Consider the following 15,424-nt stretch of genomic DNA (forward strand, 5'->3'; position numbering starts at 1 on the left):
GATTGGTGAGCGTCGACGCCCTGCCCGCCGGAGTGCGTCTTTCCGCCGCCTGTTCGCCCCTGAGAGGCGCCTGGAGCAACAACCGGGTCTTGCTCGCGCAGCACCACTACCCTGCGGTCCATGCTCGGCATTCACATAAGCACCGACTGGATTCCAGTCGTTAGCGGCGCCGTCGGGGCCGCCGGCGCTGTCCTTGCCCAAGTCGTGTCCGCCATATTCACAGGTCGGCGTGAGACGAGGGCCGCGCGAACTCGGCGCATCGAAGCGCGAAGGTCAGCGTTTGCTGACCAGAAGCGACTCCTCTTCGTCAAGACTCTCAAGACCTTCGATGAACAAGTCCTGGCGTACGAGGACTTGATAGAGCGCCTAAACGCAGGCGAGGTCTCGGTCTCCATTCCTACGGGCGTCATGCTGGACGACAAGTGGGGTGAGCTCAGAGCCGAACTCGATCTACTCGCGAAAGACGTGATCCCGCGGCTGAACGAGATGCTCAAGGCCTTTCAACTCCTGGACATGGCGGTGAGTTTCGCGCACCTGGAGGCCGCGAGCACCAACCTCCAAACCCTTCGCGTCGGGCGGGTCAACCTTCGGAACCACATGTTGGTGAGCATGGATGTTGAAGATCCGCCGAAGGGCAAGAGCGTCTGGAGTCGGACACGGACGAAGTTGGCTCTCAAGAAGGCCAATCGAGCCAACAAGAAGCTGGCTGCGAAGCTAGCCAAGGGCGATCCGCCAGCAGTCGGTTAGCCGGGCCACAAAAGTGCGGTGGTCTCTCTAAGAAAGGTGGAACACCCCGGAGACGATGGGCATTGTTCCGCAAGGCAACTGTGGCTGCGGGATTCGCGTCGCCCTGAATGGCGGGGCCGCACAGAGCGTGTGGCAGTCCGTCGTAAAGCCTGGTCTCCCTCGCCAGAAACACCCTTGTCCCCTGCCTCCACGTCAGGCATGACCGGCGCAGTGCCTCTAGATCCAAGGCATCACTCGTCTTCGTCATCTCGGTCGAGCCGAACGAACCGCTCCTCCTGGTGATCGAAGGCGAGATAGTTCGAGGCGGCACTAGCACTCTGGTCAATGTTGACCTTGCCGTCCGGGCCAACCACAAGATCTTCGAAAGCCCCATCGCGACCGAGCGAATAGTTCTCGCCCCTCACCTGGATCAAGGTGCCCTCTGCGACTGCGTATCGGCCGCCGAGTGACCCTGTCCATGGCATCTCGGTCGTCATCCCGGCGATCATGATCAGTCCCTCATTTGCAGCCACCTGGGCCGAGAACAATCCCTGGACGTTGAGCACGGCGTCGGCCTCGACCTCAACCGTGCCGTCGATCAGTCCTTGGACCACGAGGCACGCACCAGAGCGGACCGTGACCGCCCCAGTCAATCGTCCTTGGACCGTGTGATCTTCTGTGGCTTCGTATGGACCCACGAACTCGCCCTGCTTCGTCTTCATAGATCGAGATTCTCACGAACCACCGACACCTCAAGACGATGGCCGCGGCAGCGGGTCCATGAGCGAGTACGCGGACCCCGCCGGGACCGGCGATCCGACAGGCCTTGGCGGGCCGACCTGTTCCGCCTACCTGGCTCGCACCTCTCGCACCGATCCAAGCCGACCGGCGTCATTCCGCCGCCTGTCGGCGTACCTAGAGGCGACCCACTCAGCAGAACAAACGCCAACTTAGCCCGCGTGTGCTTCCCAATGCCTAGGGTTCAGGGGCGGCGGTCGACGCGCCGCGGTTGGAGGAGTTTCGGTGCTGGTTCTGGGCGTTACATCGGACGATAAGGGTGCACAGCTTGAGGCCCTCGTCCGTACGGTCTTGATGCAACAGGGGTACAAGCGGGTCCGTTCAAACGTCGTCGGTGCGGGGGGAAACGAGTTGGACTTGGACGCCGACCGTGAGTCGGCCGTCGTGGGCGGAGTCCAGATCACTCCCCTAATGGGAGAGGCGAAGGCGTACGCCGGCCCCGTCAACATGCCGACGTGGCAGAAGTTCCTGGGGAAGTTGTTTATCGAACGGACGAGCCAATCAACGACGATCGGGATCCTGGTGGCCTTGAACGGGATCAACGGCAACGTCGCCGGCAGTTACAAGAGTCTCAAGGGCCAGGACTCGGCGCTGTTCGTCTTTGAGGGCAGTGACCTCGAGGACCTCGCGCGTTCCGCGGGTGAGTTGACCGACGAGTCTGCGGTGCTCCTGGCGGCGGAAGCTCAGTTCCAGCGGGTCCCGCACCGCGTCGAGACGGCCTACTACGGAGGGATTTACCACTGGGTGGTCTGGTGGGAACACGAGGGCGAGTACTCGGTGGTCAGTGCCCGCGGCGAGATGCTGACCACTGAAGACATCGAGCGATTGCGTGCGGCATTGGAGAACTCCCTGCCCGGTGTGCTGTTGGCTTCGGAAGAGGCCAGCGCGGCGGCGCAGGCACGACACGACGCACGATTGATCGTGCTTGGACGACTCTTTCGGGCAATGAGCGTGCCGATTGCGGACGACGCTGAGCTTGCGGAGGCGGTCGCCGAACTCGCGCAGGAGCCGTTCTGTCGAGTTGTTGATGGCCGTCTGGAGCTGCTCCCGGCCGGTGAGCTAGACGACGACGCGGTGGCCAGGTTGTTCCTGAGCATCTTCGAGGACACCGTGAAGGTTCGTCGACTTTCGTTCATGATCGAGTGTCACCACGCGCCGTACGTGGACCGGCTCGTCGACTCCGTCCCTGGTCTGCACGCTGGTTTCGTCCTTAGTGAGACAGACGTGGAGACTCTGCGACAAGTCGCAGTCCTATTCCCCTCGGTCTGGGTCCGGCTCGCATCCGGAAACCCCTTCATCACAACTCACCGCGCTGACGGCGTGGAAGTCACTGACGAAGGACTCCTCGAATCGGATCGGACCGCTTTCTGGGAGTCAGTCATTGCAGCGATCCGTTCCGACTACTCCAACCAGACGCTTCGAGGCTTCCTGTACGACTACATGGGAGTGGCCGAACTAGAGGAACGCAGTCAGTTGCTCGTCAAGAGCAAGGAAGGACCAGTCGGTCTGCCAATCGACACCCAATCACGGGACGCGGTACGTCAATACACCGACGAATCACTAGAGGATTCTCATGAACCCGTGTACATCACCGTCCGGCTCCTGCCTAATGTTGCTCAGCCGTGGGACGAGACGCACCCCGAGCCGGAGTTCCCGCTCGATGACCTCTAAACACGAGCCGGTCGGCAGACCGGCGAGATGCCCGAATTGGTTTGCTCAGCGCCCCAAAACCACAGATCAGAGCCTCATCGTCGGTCGGCCCGCCCCATTCCGCCGCGAGACGCCTAAGAACCCCGATCGTTCCTGCGCGCGTCCTGCGCGCTCTCGATCGCTTTGGCGACGGCTTCGCCCACGCTCACAGCGAGAGCGGAGTACGGCGTCTGACCAATCTCACCGGGCTTAATGTCGAGGAAGGAAGATTCTCCACCACGGTTCCAGTCGAATGCCTCCCTGAGGTGGTCCAACTTTACGTCCTTGGGATTCAAATACAGATACATCCGACCAAACCTCAGGGCATGTCGCCGAGACAGCAGTGTCACGCTCTCGTGAAAGAACGAGCGGGCGAGGGCGATCATGTACTTGACGGCGACTAGAACGATCGCGCCAAGAGAAATCGCGGAAACCACCCGGATCACGAGCTCATTAGTCGTAAGGACATCGCGCTCGCGCGTCGTGTGAAAAGCGATGTAGAGGCTGAGTCCGAGAAGCGCCAACACCGCGGCAAAGGAAGCCGCGGCTCCGGCCCTGGACATGCGCCGGGCTCGAGCCGTAAGCACGGCCTGGGCCTTCTCAACGAAGAGGTCTACGGCGGCGAGTCGAAAGAGTGTCTCGCGGTCTGCGAAGTGCTCTGGTGCTGAGCTCTCCAACTTCTCCATCGCGTGAATGAGCGCATCGGTCCGGAGGTCGAGTAGCGCGGCGATTCGCCCGAAGTCGTCATCCAGGGGCCCGCCTGCCCACCACCGCTGAATGGCTGCGAACGCCCCGCTGCGGCTCGGTACTACGCGACCTTCACCGGAAGGCACGCCTTCGCTCATGCCGGTCCTTTCGTCGAAGTCGGGACAGTGTTGCAGTCGGGCCGGCGGCAGGTACGGACTTCCGGCAGAATCGTCACAGCGGCGCGACGTGAACCGAGGTATGCCTTCTATGCGCGCGTGTATCCACAGCGTCGTGACAATTGTTTGGCGCGCACAAGCGATGCCTCGGTGTCGAATGCGTGAGTGCGTCTTATCGCCGCATAGATTCGTTGTATGACCCTCGTCGTCGCCGGAATTCACGACGACCACATCACGATGGTCGCCGACACGAAGATCACTTTCCCTGACCGGGTCAAAGGCATCGACGAGCAACGCACGCGCCGAATCTTCGAGGAGCCGCTCGCCAAGATCGTCATCTTGCGTGACGACCTGGCAGTCGGTGTTGCCGGTGAAGACCCGCACCGCGTCATCGAGAACCTAGTAGCTGACCGCCGCGCGGCGGTCGAACGTGCTTGCCCTTCTCGCGTCTACGCCGGAGGCCGAGTTCGTAGTCGCCGGGAAGAACCCCCTTCAGTTGTGGGAGATCAAGAGCGGCACGGTTGAAGAGGTGACGGCGCGGAACCGAGGCTGGGCAGGTAGCCACGACGGGTATGAGGCGTTCCAACGCGCCATGCACGACCCGCAGATTGCCGGCGACGAGGTGTGTGTCAAGCTCATGAAGTCGATGCAACACCTCACGACCTTCGGGTATATCAACGCCGTCGGCGGGACCACGTTCAAGGTCAAGCTGTTCCCGGAGGGTTTCCGGCACGTGCCCCTATTCAGCTGGGTCGGACCGCACTACCTCGAGGTCGAGTCGGTCCGGCTCGACAACGGCAAACTTCTCGTCACGATGGTGGTGCCCGACGGCGTCGACGGCGTCGATCTACCAGATCATCGTCGTGCCTGGAACGGACCCGACTCCTGAGGCGCTCGGCCTGCTCATCCCACAGTCGGGCCGTGGGCTGATCTGGACGAAGGACGAGCCCTGGAAGGAAGCTGTTGTGGCCGACGGTTCGCTCGAGGAGTTCGTTGCAGCTGCGCTCTCAGAGACGGGAACAAGCCTCCTGGCTGTCGACGCCCCGGACGCCTCTACAGGACCGTTTCGCATCACGCGGCTGTAAATGGCACCGACGTCTTTCGACCTCCCGCGCGATCCCGGCATTCGTAACCTCTTCAACCGCAGGCAGACCGGCAACGCTAGGGCTCGGGTCATCGGCGTGCGACCGTGGCATGTTGAGCCGGGACGAAACCTAAGAAGTGCTTTGGTTGCGCAATGGGTGCGTCATATCGCCGCGAGCCGGACGCTAGGCAGGCGGGCCAGCAAAGCGTGCACTTCAAGCACATCTCCGCTAGTTAGGGGCAGGCCACCGACCTCGCGACTGGTAGTACTCGGGTGCTTCGGCAGTCTCGTTGAATTCGAGTAGACCGCCGCCGACCTTCTGAAGGAGAAGGTCCCGCACTTCGGTGGGCGTGGCGAAGAAGAACTCGCGGCGCTCGTTCACGAAGTTCACCCGCCGGTGCGCGAATGCCTTGTGCAGTTCGTTTTCGAGGGTGATGGCGTCGTCGGAGAAGAACAGTGCGTGAGTGTCGTACAAGAACGGGACGGATGCATCGCCCAGTTCGCGAACGCGGTCTCGTGGTTCGAGGCGTCGTGTCATGCCGATTTTGACGATGTTGGGGCCGAGAGCGCCTACGTTGGAGATGACGTAGATGTAGCCCGCCCGGATGTTCGCCGTGCGGTAGTCGTTGGCTTTGATTGCTTCCTCGATCTGCACCAGGCGACCTGCTAGCTCGTCGGCTGCTGCGCGGTCGCCTTTGGCGCGGAGCTGTTCTAGCGCGGTTTCGTAGTGCGCCTTTTCCTTCTCCAGGCGCTCCCGCTCGGCGGCGAGCTCCTGCTCGGCCTTGCGCTGCTCACGGAGAAGCTCACGTTCCTCACGGGCCTTCTCCTTTTCCTCCTGGAGCTTCATCTGGTAGTCAGCGGTGAGTTCGAGTTCCTGGGCGCGCAAATGGTGGTAGTCGGGGTTGACCCGCATCTCCATGATGACGCCGAGCTTCTCGATGGACTTCATCGCGTTCTCGAGGCGCTTCTTCGCGGTGGAAATGTTGCCGTTGCGGAGCGAGCGGACGCAGTTGTCGGCTTCAGCGTTGTAGGCGCGCAGCATGAGTTTGGAGAGGTCGCCAACCATCTTGCGACCCTTCGCCAGCGAACCGTCGAATGTGAACAGGTCGGCAGCGACTACTGCTTGGCTCGCCTTCACCAACTCGTCGACATTCGCGTTGATTTCGGTCAGTCGGTCCTTGTATGCAGCCGCGTCCTCGAGCGGGTGGTGGTAGCGGTAGATGCCGACGTCTTGGAGGACGCGCTGGTCGTTGAGCTCGATGATCTCGCCGCCCCCGGATTGAGCCAGAACGGACTCGAGGTCAGCGATCCGTCGCAAGAGCGCATCAGTGTCGGCTGCATCGGGCCTCGGGGAAGCTGGCGGCAAGGAAATCGGCGGCGATTCTCGCTGCACGGGTGCGGGCATCGGTGGTTGGGCGCGCAGAGCCGGGACCGTGGGTTGCACCGGAACCTCAGCGATAGGTGGATCCGACGCCGCAGGGGCTGGCGGTTCTGCTGGTAGTGCTGTGTCCTCATCGGGTAGCCAAAGTTGCCAGCCTTCGGGCATGGCTGGCCAGGCGGGATCGGGCTTCCAGTCCGGCGGCGGCACCCACCCTGCCGGTGGTCGCGGCCAGCCGGGTGGCGGGTTGAACCGCATCAGAGGCCGCGCTGTCGGACGCCGCGGCTGGTGTCGGCCGCGATGAGGTCAAACGGTGACTTGGAGACTGCGGCGCCGAGGTGGTCCAGGGTCGCTGAAGGGACGACGTTGGCCAGGTCGAAGGAGGTGAAGGTCTCGCGATCCGCGGCGACCATCGCGAGCGGCACGTATTCGGGCTGACCGGTCGCCGGCGCGATGCGGTTGACGCCAACGGTAAGCGCGATGGAGTGGATCTTGCCGGCACGGTCTGCTTCGAAGACTTCGTGGAGGGTGCGGACCGCGACCTGGTGGACGGCCGCGGCGTACCGGTCTTTCTGGGCCTTCGCGGTGAGCTGACTGGCGGTGATCTCGTCCTTCGCCTTCGTGTACCGGTACTCCTTGACTGACGGGACCGAGGATGGTTCGGGAATGTTGACCTGCAGGCTCAGCTCGCGAGACGCAAGGTCGAAACTGTGGTCGTGCTCGACAGGAAACGCGTCGGGGTATACCGAGTTCGAAAGCACGATGCCGACGTAGTCCTCGATGGCGTACTCCACGTCGAAGGCGAGGTCGTTGATGAACTTGGTCAACTGCTCGTTTCTGGCGACGGCGTCACCATCCCGCTGAGCGCATTCGGCCTTATACGCGGTTTTCGCCTCGGCAAGTTTCACGAGGCGGTCTGCTTCGTCCTTCTCACGCTGGGCGAGTGCCGCGACGTGGTGTTCGTGCATCTTGGTGTTCTTCTCGTGCCACAACTGAACCGCCTGTTGGTGGTCAGCCTGCGCGGCTGCGACAGCTTCGGCGTGTTTCTTCTTCCCGCCGAACGCGCCGGCGAGACCCTTCGGCGCGGGCGGCTCCACGTAGGTCGGCTGCGGTGGATAGACGAGCTCGGGAACCGGCGGGAGTGGTGTGGCGATCTTGCCCGGCACGAACGGCGGGTGCGCGGCGATAACCTTGAGCGACTCCAGATCGATGTAGTCGTCGGTGTCCAGCGTCCAAGCAAGCAGCCCATCGATGTCCTCATAGGACGCAGCGAGATCCGCGTTCATTGCCTGGACTTCAGCTGTGCGCGCGTTCACGTGCAGGCGCGCCGCCTCCTTCTCTGCAGCCTTGCGCTGTGCCTCAGACGCTCGCGCCGCGGTGGACCGGGCACGCTCGGCGGCCTTGACTGCTTGCTCGTGGTCACGAACTGCGGCAGTGTGCGCGCGAACCACCTGCGCTTCCTGCTGCCGGCGGCGCTTCTCCGCCTGCTGTGCCTGGTAGTTGATCTCCGCGAAAAAGCCCCGCTTCGCCATAACCGCACCCTTCACACCCGAAATTCTCGAACCCACAGCACCGTAGACCCGGTGTCCGATACATGTAGGAGAACCCGGAGGTCGGTCCCACCGTTCGCTCTCTGGGGCAGGGGTCAAGCGCATAGTCGGCTGGTGGCACCCTCGGAACCGTGAAGTTCTTCCGACGACGCCCCGCCGAGCAGTTGTCGCATGTCACCATCCGCAGCGGTCTCGTCGTGCCCGATCTGTCTGAGCCGGTCGAGATGACCGGCACTACCACCGTCAGCGCCCAAGCCCTAGCGACGCTTTACGCGGCCCACGGTCGAGCGGCCGGCGGCATCCTTGAGCTGCAAGGCCGCCTCGTCCCCGAGCACGACAACCCCGCCGACTCGAACGCGGTCGCCGTGCAGGTGGCTGATGCCCGGATCGGCTACGTCCCTGGTTTCATCGCTCAAGGGATGCCCCGGGACCGCGCGCTGGACTGCCTAGTGCAGCTGTGGGCTGCGCCAACCCCGAAAGGTCTGAGGGTCCGAGGTTGGGTCATTGCCGGGACTGGGCCAGTGCGTTGGCCCCACATGGCGTCCAACCCGCCGCCAGTCACGATTGACGAGCGGCGCGCCGAACAGGCTGCAGACACGACCCGAATGGTCAACCAGGCACTTGGAGGCGGCGGCGAGCGGGCCGAGCAGTTCAAGAAGGGCATGGTCGGCGGTCTGCACTATCTGGAGACCGTCGAGCCCATCAAGCAGTTCAAGCGCGAAGGGCGTCTAACTGAAGCCCTGGCCCTATGCTACGGCGCCATTGAAGCCGCCGAGAACTCTCGCGACCGGCGTGAGCCGGCGCCTTGGTACACCGAACAGGCCGCCATAATCCACCGCAAGCTCGGAGAACGTGACAAGGAAGAAGCCGTGCTTCGCCGCTGGCTCGCCGCCTGCCCGCCCGAGCGGCGCGACGGCTCATCCATTCAACAGCGTCTCGCCAAGCTGGTCGGCTGACCGTCACCGACGCAGCCCAGTAGGCGCGTCACATCGCCGCCGGATCATGCTTCTGTCGGTGCCCCGTCGTACGGTCCGAGCACGTGACCACGATCGGTAGGGGGACTGCGACATGCAACCTGACCATGTATTGGTACGGCTCCAGTGCAACGAGCGGCACGAAGAACTCACGCTGTGCGTCCGAGTAGCCCGCGGCGTTCCTGAGGCGCTTCGGTGTACGCCTTCTGGCGGCGGCGCCCCAGGTGGCGGCTCTGCTCCAGTCTGCTCTGACTGCACTGCCCTACTTCAAGGCGATCGACTCTCGCGGCGAGTTGACGAGCTCGTCCGTCGAGGTTGGTCGGATTACTTGAAGGCCGGCGCCGTGGTTGTTGCTTGCTAGGGGTCATGCATGCAACTGCGTACGGAGTTCTTCAATACGTCTGCGCAACTGATCCCGCTGCTGGTTGTTGCAGCTGCTATCGACACTCGAGCCTGGGCCAGTCAAGCACGACAGCGGCCTAGCGACGTCGCGTTCGACGTGATCACTTTGTTCATGCTGACGCTTGCATGGATGGCTTCAATGTTCGTTATCGCCACGGGAACAGTCACCGCGCTGGACGAGGTTCTTGTGGCGCTCGGTCTAGCGGTCGGGTGGATACAGATCGTTGGGTCCATCGCCCTCCACCAGACAGAGCGCCTCGGCCGAGCGAAAGTCACGAAGCGTCTTCGATATTGGATCTTGCTCCTCATCTCGACGCCCTTGGTCGGGGCTGCGGCCGTGTGGTTCGCCGCGTACTAGACCCGCGTCACTCCGCCGCCAGTCGGACGCTGCCAAAGGGCGTCCGAGGTTTCGCCGGCGACTCATAGTCCGAGCCTCCAACTCCCGCGTGCGTCGTCTCGCAGGTCGCCGCAGACAAGGGGCACGGTAAGGCCGAACTTGGTAACCCCGAGCGGTGACCTGACGACCGACCGGGTCGTCAGGTCAGGTCTACGACCTCGGCCGAGGCAGCGGCAGCCTTGACGGCTTCAACTCCTCGTTCGGCGCCCTGCTTCGATGAGTAACTCTCACCCGTGGCCACGATCTCTCCGTTGCCGGCCTTGAGGCGGAACCGGTACTGCTCGCCGCTCTTGTAAATCTCGAATTTCGCTGCCATGCGTACTCCTCGAGAGAGTCGGATGCGAGTGCACAAGCAGCCTATGGCGGTTGGTGCGAGCAGGTCCATACGACGAACACCGCCACGGAGGCTCCGACCCGATGGTGCGGCGCGACGGTCACCGCTACCTGCCGCGTCCTTTTAGCGCAAGTGCTCGACCATCGTGGTGGAGCACGTCCGTTCGTGTTTCGATCGCGGTGCGTATGCGACACCCTCGCTCTGGCCAGACGGCTTGTTCGGGTGGTGTGCTGAGCGTGTGCCAGGTCCCACCCCTACATCTCCCATGCCGGCATCCGTTCGGACGGAGGTCGCCGCTCTGAAGGATGCGGTGATGCAGGTCGTGCCGGCACGGACAGCGTCGAACCTGCTGATCGGGTCGTGGAATATCCGAGCGCTCGCCGGGCTGACTGATTCCTGGGATGCCCCGGAAACGGCGTCGCCAAAACGGGACTGGAAGGCGGCTGCTCTTGTCGCTGGGGTGATCTCTGCGTTCGACGTGGTCGCTGTCCAAGAGGTTCGCCGCGACACCACTGGACTGCGGGCAGTCCTCACCGAGCTCGGGCCAGATTGGCGGTTCGTGTGCAGCGACGTCACCGAAGGCGATGCCGGTAACGGCGAGCGCCTGTCGTTCCTCTACGACACCACCCGGGTCCGACCGTCGGGCTTGGTCGGTGAGATCGTGCTTCCCGCGGTCGCTGACCGTGCAGCAGATCAGTTCGCCCGCAGCCCGTTCGCGGTCTCCTTCAGTCGTGCTGACGTCGAGTTCATCTTGACCACGGTGCACATCATCTGGAGTGACGCTCCGGTCGGGCGGGTCGGCGAAGTGACCGCGTTCGCGGAGTGGATGCGTGCCTGGGCTGTGCGGCAACGGGATTGGAACGGCAACCTGCTTGCCTTGGGTGACTTCAACCTTGAGGGTCCCGGGACACCGCTCTACCAGGCGTTCATCTCGACCGGTCTGTTCCCTCCCGGTCAACTCAGCCAGCTGCCCCGCACCATCTTCGACTCCAGCGACCACCCGCACCACTACGACCAGATTGCTTGGTTCTCCGACGTCAGCGGAGATGGCGTCGTCCACAACCTCCTGACCGGCCTGGAGTTCACCGGTCACGCCGGCAACTTCGACTTCGTCCCCCACGTCTATGCCGGCATGTCCAAGACCTCAGTGTCCTGGCGGATCAGCGACCACTATCCGCTGTGGGTCGAGTTTCACCTGACCCAGCCATGACCGCCCAGCAGGAGTTCACGCCGTCCCACAACCCGGGTGCCGTCGCTCGCAGATGCGAGTGGACGACGCATTTGGGATAGGACAACTACCGGTCCGCGATCGAGACAGACGTCGCAAGAACCAGCAGCGGCCCGCCCGTCCGCCCTGATTGGTCGGGGCACCCGCCAGCTCGACCGGACGCTTCTAGTCCGGCAATGGGGCTGGGGCGAGTCTGGATTGGGCGTTGACCAACAGGACGGTCTTGGTGGACTGGCCCTTTGACCGCGTCTGGCGCACTCTGACCGTGGCCGTCACTCCGAGCGCGCGGGCCGCCCGGTAAGCGGCCCACTGGATATCCACAACCCCTTGCGCGCCGAGTTGGTCCATCTCGGCCAGGTAGGCGCCAGTTCCCCGTAGTTCGGCAGTGATCGCGCGTTCAAGCGCGATCTGCTCAGTCGGGTTCATGCGGCCGCCAAGGGTCGAGAGGTCGGGTGCAGACCGGGGAAGCACCTGGGAGGAATGGTGTGTTGACCCTATCGGCGATTATCGAACGGGGTGGCAAGTATTGGCATATTGCCGAAAGCCTAGAGCCGCTATTAACTTGCGCTAACTAGAATCATATTCAGAACGTTGTCTTCGCATTTTGTCGGACACATTAGTTACTCGTCCGTAGCGCGATACGTCAATTGTTCGGATGGGTGCTTCGTTAGCGTCAGCGTCGATCGGTGCGGGCGCCCAGCAGCTCAGGCGCCTCTCGTGACGGGTCGTCGCATGGGGGCGTAGCCGGCGCAACACACTCCTTGTTCCCTCCTCGGGGTGTACGGGTCTCCACGCCCGTACCGATCTCTCGGACCATCACCGGACTGCACAGGCCGGTATCACGGAACCGAGAGGTGGCAGCAAGGTGAGACCGTCGGGTCTGCTCGTTGCGACCGGCCCGGATTGGGGCGGCTCTGATGCCGATCAGAGCCCTGAAGGTCGACGTCGGCGACGTGCTGCGTGGGGCCAGCCTCTGGATCCGGCTTCGACCAGGGCACCCGGGTCACCCGTGACTTCGACGAGGGTGCAGGTCACGCGATGGTGGTGAGGACGAGTGACCCGGAGAAGGCTCCTTGTCAGCACGACGCCCGCGCGATCAGCTGGCCGGGCTCGGCCTTTGAGTACGTGGCCTGTGGACTGTGTGGCGTGGTCCTCTCGATGTCGCCACCTCCCAACGCACAGGGCGTGAACGGGACAAGAAGCTAACGGTACTCACGTCGATGGCACGGATCGCACGGATCGCCGACCTCCGAGCACTGGACACCCGCCTTGGTCTACAGACGAGCGTCAGTCTTGATCTGTGCGGACGGCCTCAGAGTGCCCTCGACAAAGGCGGACCGACTTTGTCTGGCCTGGGATTAGGCTCGTAGGTGAGCCTTCGGCGCTGCACAACTCGGGAGGTGAGCTTTGATGACCGAGATCTCTCGGCCGAAGCATGTCGTAGTGCTCGATGCGGAGAATCCGATGCAGGAGATCTCCGGGGAGTTCTTCTGGCGCGAAGATCACGAGAGTCTGCTCGCGCAGGCCACCGAACACGCGTTCCGTGAAGGCTACGCACGCGGCTGGAATGACCACACTGAGCTCGCCGCCCGTTCAAGCTCGGCGGCGGCGATGCCGGTACGAGTGCGCATCCGTCGACGCCGACACCGAATGTTCCGGACTCTGTTCGTCCTCGTCGCGGGGGCCTACGCAGTGAGCTTGATCGCGGCCCTGCTGCGTTAAGCCGCTTCGCCGTCCCGGCGTCGACTTTTCCACAGATCACCCAAACCCGCTTACGAAGCTGCGGTCTGCAGGCGCAGGGTCGTGGGGCAGTACCTGCCACGCAGCTGTCTCGCGTCTCGCATCCGTCTCGGGGTGATCAACCATGAGCCTTCGTCTGGGCCCACTCGCCGTCGTAGCCGTCGTCGTTCTGGTACTTCTCGTCGTGCTCGGTGCGCTCAGGGTCCTACCCGGCGCGGGCCCGAGTCAGCTCGGCTCGACCGCCGGCCCAGACCACACGTCGACGTTGACCGCGACGGCGATCCCCGAGCCGACACCCTCGGCGGCCCTCTATGGCGATGCTCCGGCCGACCTCCGTGAGTTGTGTGTCCGGTTCGTCGTGGGGGCGTTGGCTTACGACTCCACCACGGAGAAGCGCGAGGCGTTCCTGGACCGGGTGAGGCCGGCCATCGCCCCGGGCGAGCTTCTCCGGTTGCGTGGCTCCGAGCGAGCCCACCTTGCCTGGGACATGCTGCGGGCGCGCGGTGAGTCGGTCACCCTCGAGGTCACCGGCACCAGCACTTCAACACCAGGAACGACAGCTGCCTCAACTGGCCTGCCTCGGAAACCTGCGGCGGCTGCGTCCACGACGGTCATCGTGGAGGCGGAGCGCAGCACGACCACTGATCTGGCGGTGGTGCGGGAGTTCATCGAAATCACTCTGGAACTGCGGGAAACAGCCAGTGGTTGGAGGGTTACCTCGGCGCACGGCGGTGGGCTGTGAAGCTGCTCGCCTTGTTCTCCGCACCCGGGTTCGCGGTGCTGGCGCTGCTCTTCGGGGTGGTCGTGGTGCTGGCCCCGGTCGCCCCGGACAGCCCAGCCCCGGCGCTCGACCTCATCGCCGCCGGCTGTGTGCCGCAGCCACCGGATGCGGTCTCCGGGGCGGGCCTGGACGTCGAGCAGTGGGCGGTGGCACGCACGGTGATCGAGGTCGGCAAGAGCCTTGACGTTTCGCCGCGGGGTTGGGTGGTGGCGTTGGCGGCGGGGATGCAGGAGTCCGGGCTGCGGCCGCTGCGCTATGGCGACCGGGACTCCCTGGGTGTCTTCCAGCAGCGCGCCGTTTGGGGGACGGTCGCCGAACGGGTGGATCCGGCGTCGGCTGCGCGGATGTTCTACACCGGCGGCCACAGCGGCCAACGCGGCCTGCTAGACATCCCGGGCTGGGAGCACTTGTCGGTCACTGTCGCGGCCCAAGCCGTCCAGGTCAGCGCCTACCCCGATGCCTACGCCAAATGGGAGCCGCTAGCCATCAGCATCGTGGCCACCTTGACCGGCGCCGACGGCTCCTGCCACCCCGGCGACGACAACCCGACCGACACCAGTGCTGCCCCGAATGGCCAGGGCGGAGGGGCATGGGTGTTGCCGGTCGGACATGCGCACTACGTGTTGACGGCCGGGTTCGGCGAGTGCGGTTCCCGGTGGGCGCACTGCCACACCGGCCAGGACTTCGCAGTGCCGACCGGCACCCCGATCATGGTGGCCGCCGACGGAGTGGTGACCTTCGCCGGCTGGGCCGGCCCGTACGGCAACGCCGTCCACGTGCTTCACGCGGGCGGGATCGCGACCTGGTACGCCCACCTCTCCCAGATCCGCACCCACACCGGAGCACACGTGACTGCCGGACAGGTGCTCGGGCTCTCCGGGTCGACCGGCAACACCACCGGACCGCACCTGCACCTCGAGGTCCGCACCCACGCCAGCACCAGCACCTCCGGGACCCCGATCGATCCCATGCCGTGGCTGCACGCTCACCACGTCCTCTGACCCGAGAACACAGCGCGTTCAAACCACCAGCACGACCGCAAGTCCGAAGAAGACAACGACAAGAAGACCGACCCGAAGAAGAACAGTGAAGGAGCGCGACATGTACGAGCCGATGTCCAACGCGATGACCGACGCGATGTCCAACTCGGTGACCAGCTTGGTGGCCTACCCGATGTGGGAGGCGGGGTTGAGGTTGGTGGCGTTGAAGGTGCACGTGAACCCCGACGCCGGTGGGCTTCCCGGCGGGGACCAGATCCAGCAGATCCTCAACGGCCTGGGCGCCTGGGCGCTGCTCGCCGCGCTGGGTGGGCTGCTGGTCTCGGTGATGGTCTGGTCGCTGGGCAGCTTCGGCGGCAACTACCACGCCGTGTCCAAGGGCAAGTCCGGCGTGCTGGTCTGCGGTGCCGCCGCCCTGGTCGCCGGCGGAGCCGCCTCGATCATCAACTTCTTCGCCAACCTCGGCGCCCAGATCCGCTGAG

Annotated in this window: 16 protein-coding genes; 10 read left to right on the forward strand and 6 right to left on the reverse strand. The window is 64.0% G+C overall.

The features are described 5' to 3' along the window. The first annotated feature begins 120 nt into the window (after nucleotides 1–120). Nucleotides 121–747, forward strand: a complete 627-nt coding sequence (locus tag ACVW00_RS17860; RefSeq protein ID WP_457112240.1) for a hypothetical protein — start codon at nucleotides 121–123, stop codon at nucleotides 745–747. A gap of 230 nt (nucleotides 748–977) precedes the next feature. Here the strand turns inward: ACVW00_RS17860 and ACVW00_RS17865 are convergent, their stop codons facing one another. Next, nucleotides 978–1,448, reverse strand: a complete 471-nt coding sequence (locus ACVW00_RS17865; protein ID WP_457112241.1) for a hypothetical protein — start codon at nucleotides 1,446–1,448, stop codon at nucleotides 978–980. A 301-nt stretch (nucleotides 1,449–1,749) separates the two neighbouring features. On the opposite strand from ACVW00_RS17865, the gene ACVW00_RS17870 reads away from it, so the two are divergent. Further along, nucleotides 1,750–3,195 carry a hypothetical protein gene (locus tag ACVW00_RS17870; RefSeq protein WP_457112242.1) on the forward strand — a complete coding sequence of 482 codons (1,446 nt, stop codon included), beginning with the start codon at nucleotides 1,750–1,752 and terminating at the stop codon, nucleotides 3,193–3,195. A 113-nt stretch (nucleotides 3,196–3,308) separates the two neighbouring features. Here the strand turns inward: ACVW00_RS17870 and ACVW00_RS17875 are convergent, their stop codons facing one another. Then, nucleotides 3,309–4,460, reverse strand: coding sequence for a hypothetical protein (locus ACVW00_RS17875; RefSeq protein WP_457112243.1), 1,152 nt, complete (start codon nucleotides 4,458–4,460; stop codon nucleotides 3,309–3,311). Between the two features lie 46 nt (nucleotides 4,461–4,506). On the opposite strand from ACVW00_RS17875, the gene ACVW00_RS17880 reads away from it, so the two are divergent. Continuing rightward, nucleotides 4,507–4,965, forward strand: coding sequence for a hypothetical protein (locus ACVW00_RS17880; protein WP_457112244.1), 459 nt, complete (start codon nucleotides 4,507–4,509; stop codon nucleotides 4,963–4,965). Between the two features lie 424 nt (nucleotides 4,966–5,389). Here the strand turns inward: ACVW00_RS17880 and ACVW00_RS17885 are convergent, their stop codons facing one another. Both ACVW00_RS17885 and ACVW00_RS17890 read right to left on the reverse strand, forming a co-directional pair. Continuing rightward, complete coding sequence (locus ACVW00_RS17885; protein ID WP_457112245.1) at nucleotides 5,390–6,565, reverse strand: DUF4041 domain-containing protein; 1,176 nt, start codon at nucleotides 6,563–6,565, stop codon at nucleotides 5,390–5,392. Nucleotides 6,566–6,795: 230 nt separating this feature from the next. Further along, complete coding sequence (locus ACVW00_RS17890) at nucleotides 6,796–8,070, reverse strand: hypothetical protein (RefSeq protein WP_457112246.1); 1,275 nt, start codon at nucleotides 8,068–8,070, stop codon at nucleotides 6,796–6,798. A gap of 149 nt (nucleotides 8,071–8,219) precedes the next feature. On the opposite strand from ACVW00_RS17890, the gene ACVW00_RS17895 reads away from it, so the two are divergent. Beyond that, entirely contained in the window at nucleotides 8,220–9,044 is an 825-nt protein-coding gene (locus ACVW00_RS17895; RefSeq protein ID WP_457112247.1) for a hypothetical protein, read from the forward strand. Between the two features lie 388 nt (nucleotides 9,045–9,432). Beyond that, nucleotides 9,433–9,822, forward strand: coding sequence for a hypothetical protein (locus ACVW00_RS17900; RefSeq protein WP_457112248.1), 390 nt, complete (start codon nucleotides 9,433–9,435; stop codon nucleotides 9,820–9,822). A gap of 178 nt (nucleotides 9,823–10,000) precedes the next feature. Here the strand turns inward: ACVW00_RS17900 and ACVW00_RS17905 are convergent, their stop codons facing one another. Next, the gene (locus ACVW00_RS17905; protein WP_457112249.1) at nucleotides 10,001–10,177 is read right to left on the reverse strand and encodes a YegP family protein; all 177 of its coding nucleotides are present in this window, start codon (nucleotides 10,175–10,177) and stop codon (nucleotides 10,001–10,003) included. A 331-nt stretch (nucleotides 10,178–10,508) separates the two neighbouring features. On the opposite strand from ACVW00_RS17905, the gene ACVW00_RS17910 reads away from it, so the two are divergent. Further along, the gene (locus tag ACVW00_RS17910) at nucleotides 10,509–11,405 is read left to right on the forward strand and encodes an endonuclease/exonuclease/phosphatase family protein (RefSeq protein WP_457112250.1); all 897 of its coding nucleotides are present in this window, start codon (nucleotides 10,509–10,511) and stop codon (nucleotides 11,403–11,405) included. A 183-nt stretch (nucleotides 11,406–11,588) separates the two neighbouring features. On the opposite strand, the gene ACVW00_RS17915 is transcribed toward ACVW00_RS17910, so the two are convergent. Next, complete coding sequence (locus ACVW00_RS17915) at nucleotides 11,589–11,849, reverse strand: hypothetical protein (protein WP_457112251.1); 261 nt, start codon at nucleotides 11,847–11,849, stop codon at nucleotides 11,589–11,591. A gap of 984 nt (nucleotides 11,850–12,833) precedes the next feature. On the opposite strand from ACVW00_RS17915, the gene ACVW00_RS17920 reads away from it, so the two are divergent. The 4 genes from ACVW00_RS17920 (at nucleotide 12,834) to ACVW00_RS17935 (ending at nucleotide 15,423) form a co-directional block, all read left to right on the forward strand. Next, nucleotides 12,834–13,145: a hypothetical protein gene (locus tag ACVW00_RS17920; protein WP_457112252.1), complete on the forward strand. Its 312-nt coding sequence runs from the start codon at nucleotides 12,834–12,836 to the stop codon at nucleotides 13,143–13,145. A gap of 142 nt (nucleotides 13,146–13,287) precedes the next feature. Next, nucleotides 13,288–13,905, forward strand: coding sequence for a hypothetical protein (locus ACVW00_RS17925; protein ID WP_457112253.1), 618 nt, complete (start codon nucleotides 13,288–13,290; stop codon nucleotides 13,903–13,905). Further along, nucleotides 13,902–14,945 (forward strand): M23 family metallopeptidase, encoded by a 1,044-nt coding sequence (locus ACVW00_RS17930; RefSeq protein ID WP_457112254.1) that lies wholly within the window; start codon nucleotides 13,902–13,904, stop codon nucleotides 14,943–14,945. Before ACVW00_RS17925 ends, ACVW00_RS17930 begins: the two co-directional genes overlap by 4 nt. Nucleotides 14,946–15,045: 100 nt before the next feature. Next, a complete protein-coding gene (locus ACVW00_RS17935; RefSeq protein WP_457112255.1) occupies nucleotides 15,046–15,423 on the forward strand; it encodes a DUF6112 family protein in 378 nt (125 codons plus the stop codon). Nucleotide 15,424: the final 1 nt, after the last annotated feature.

This window comes from Marmoricola sp. URHA0025 HA25, from assembly GCF_054059435.1.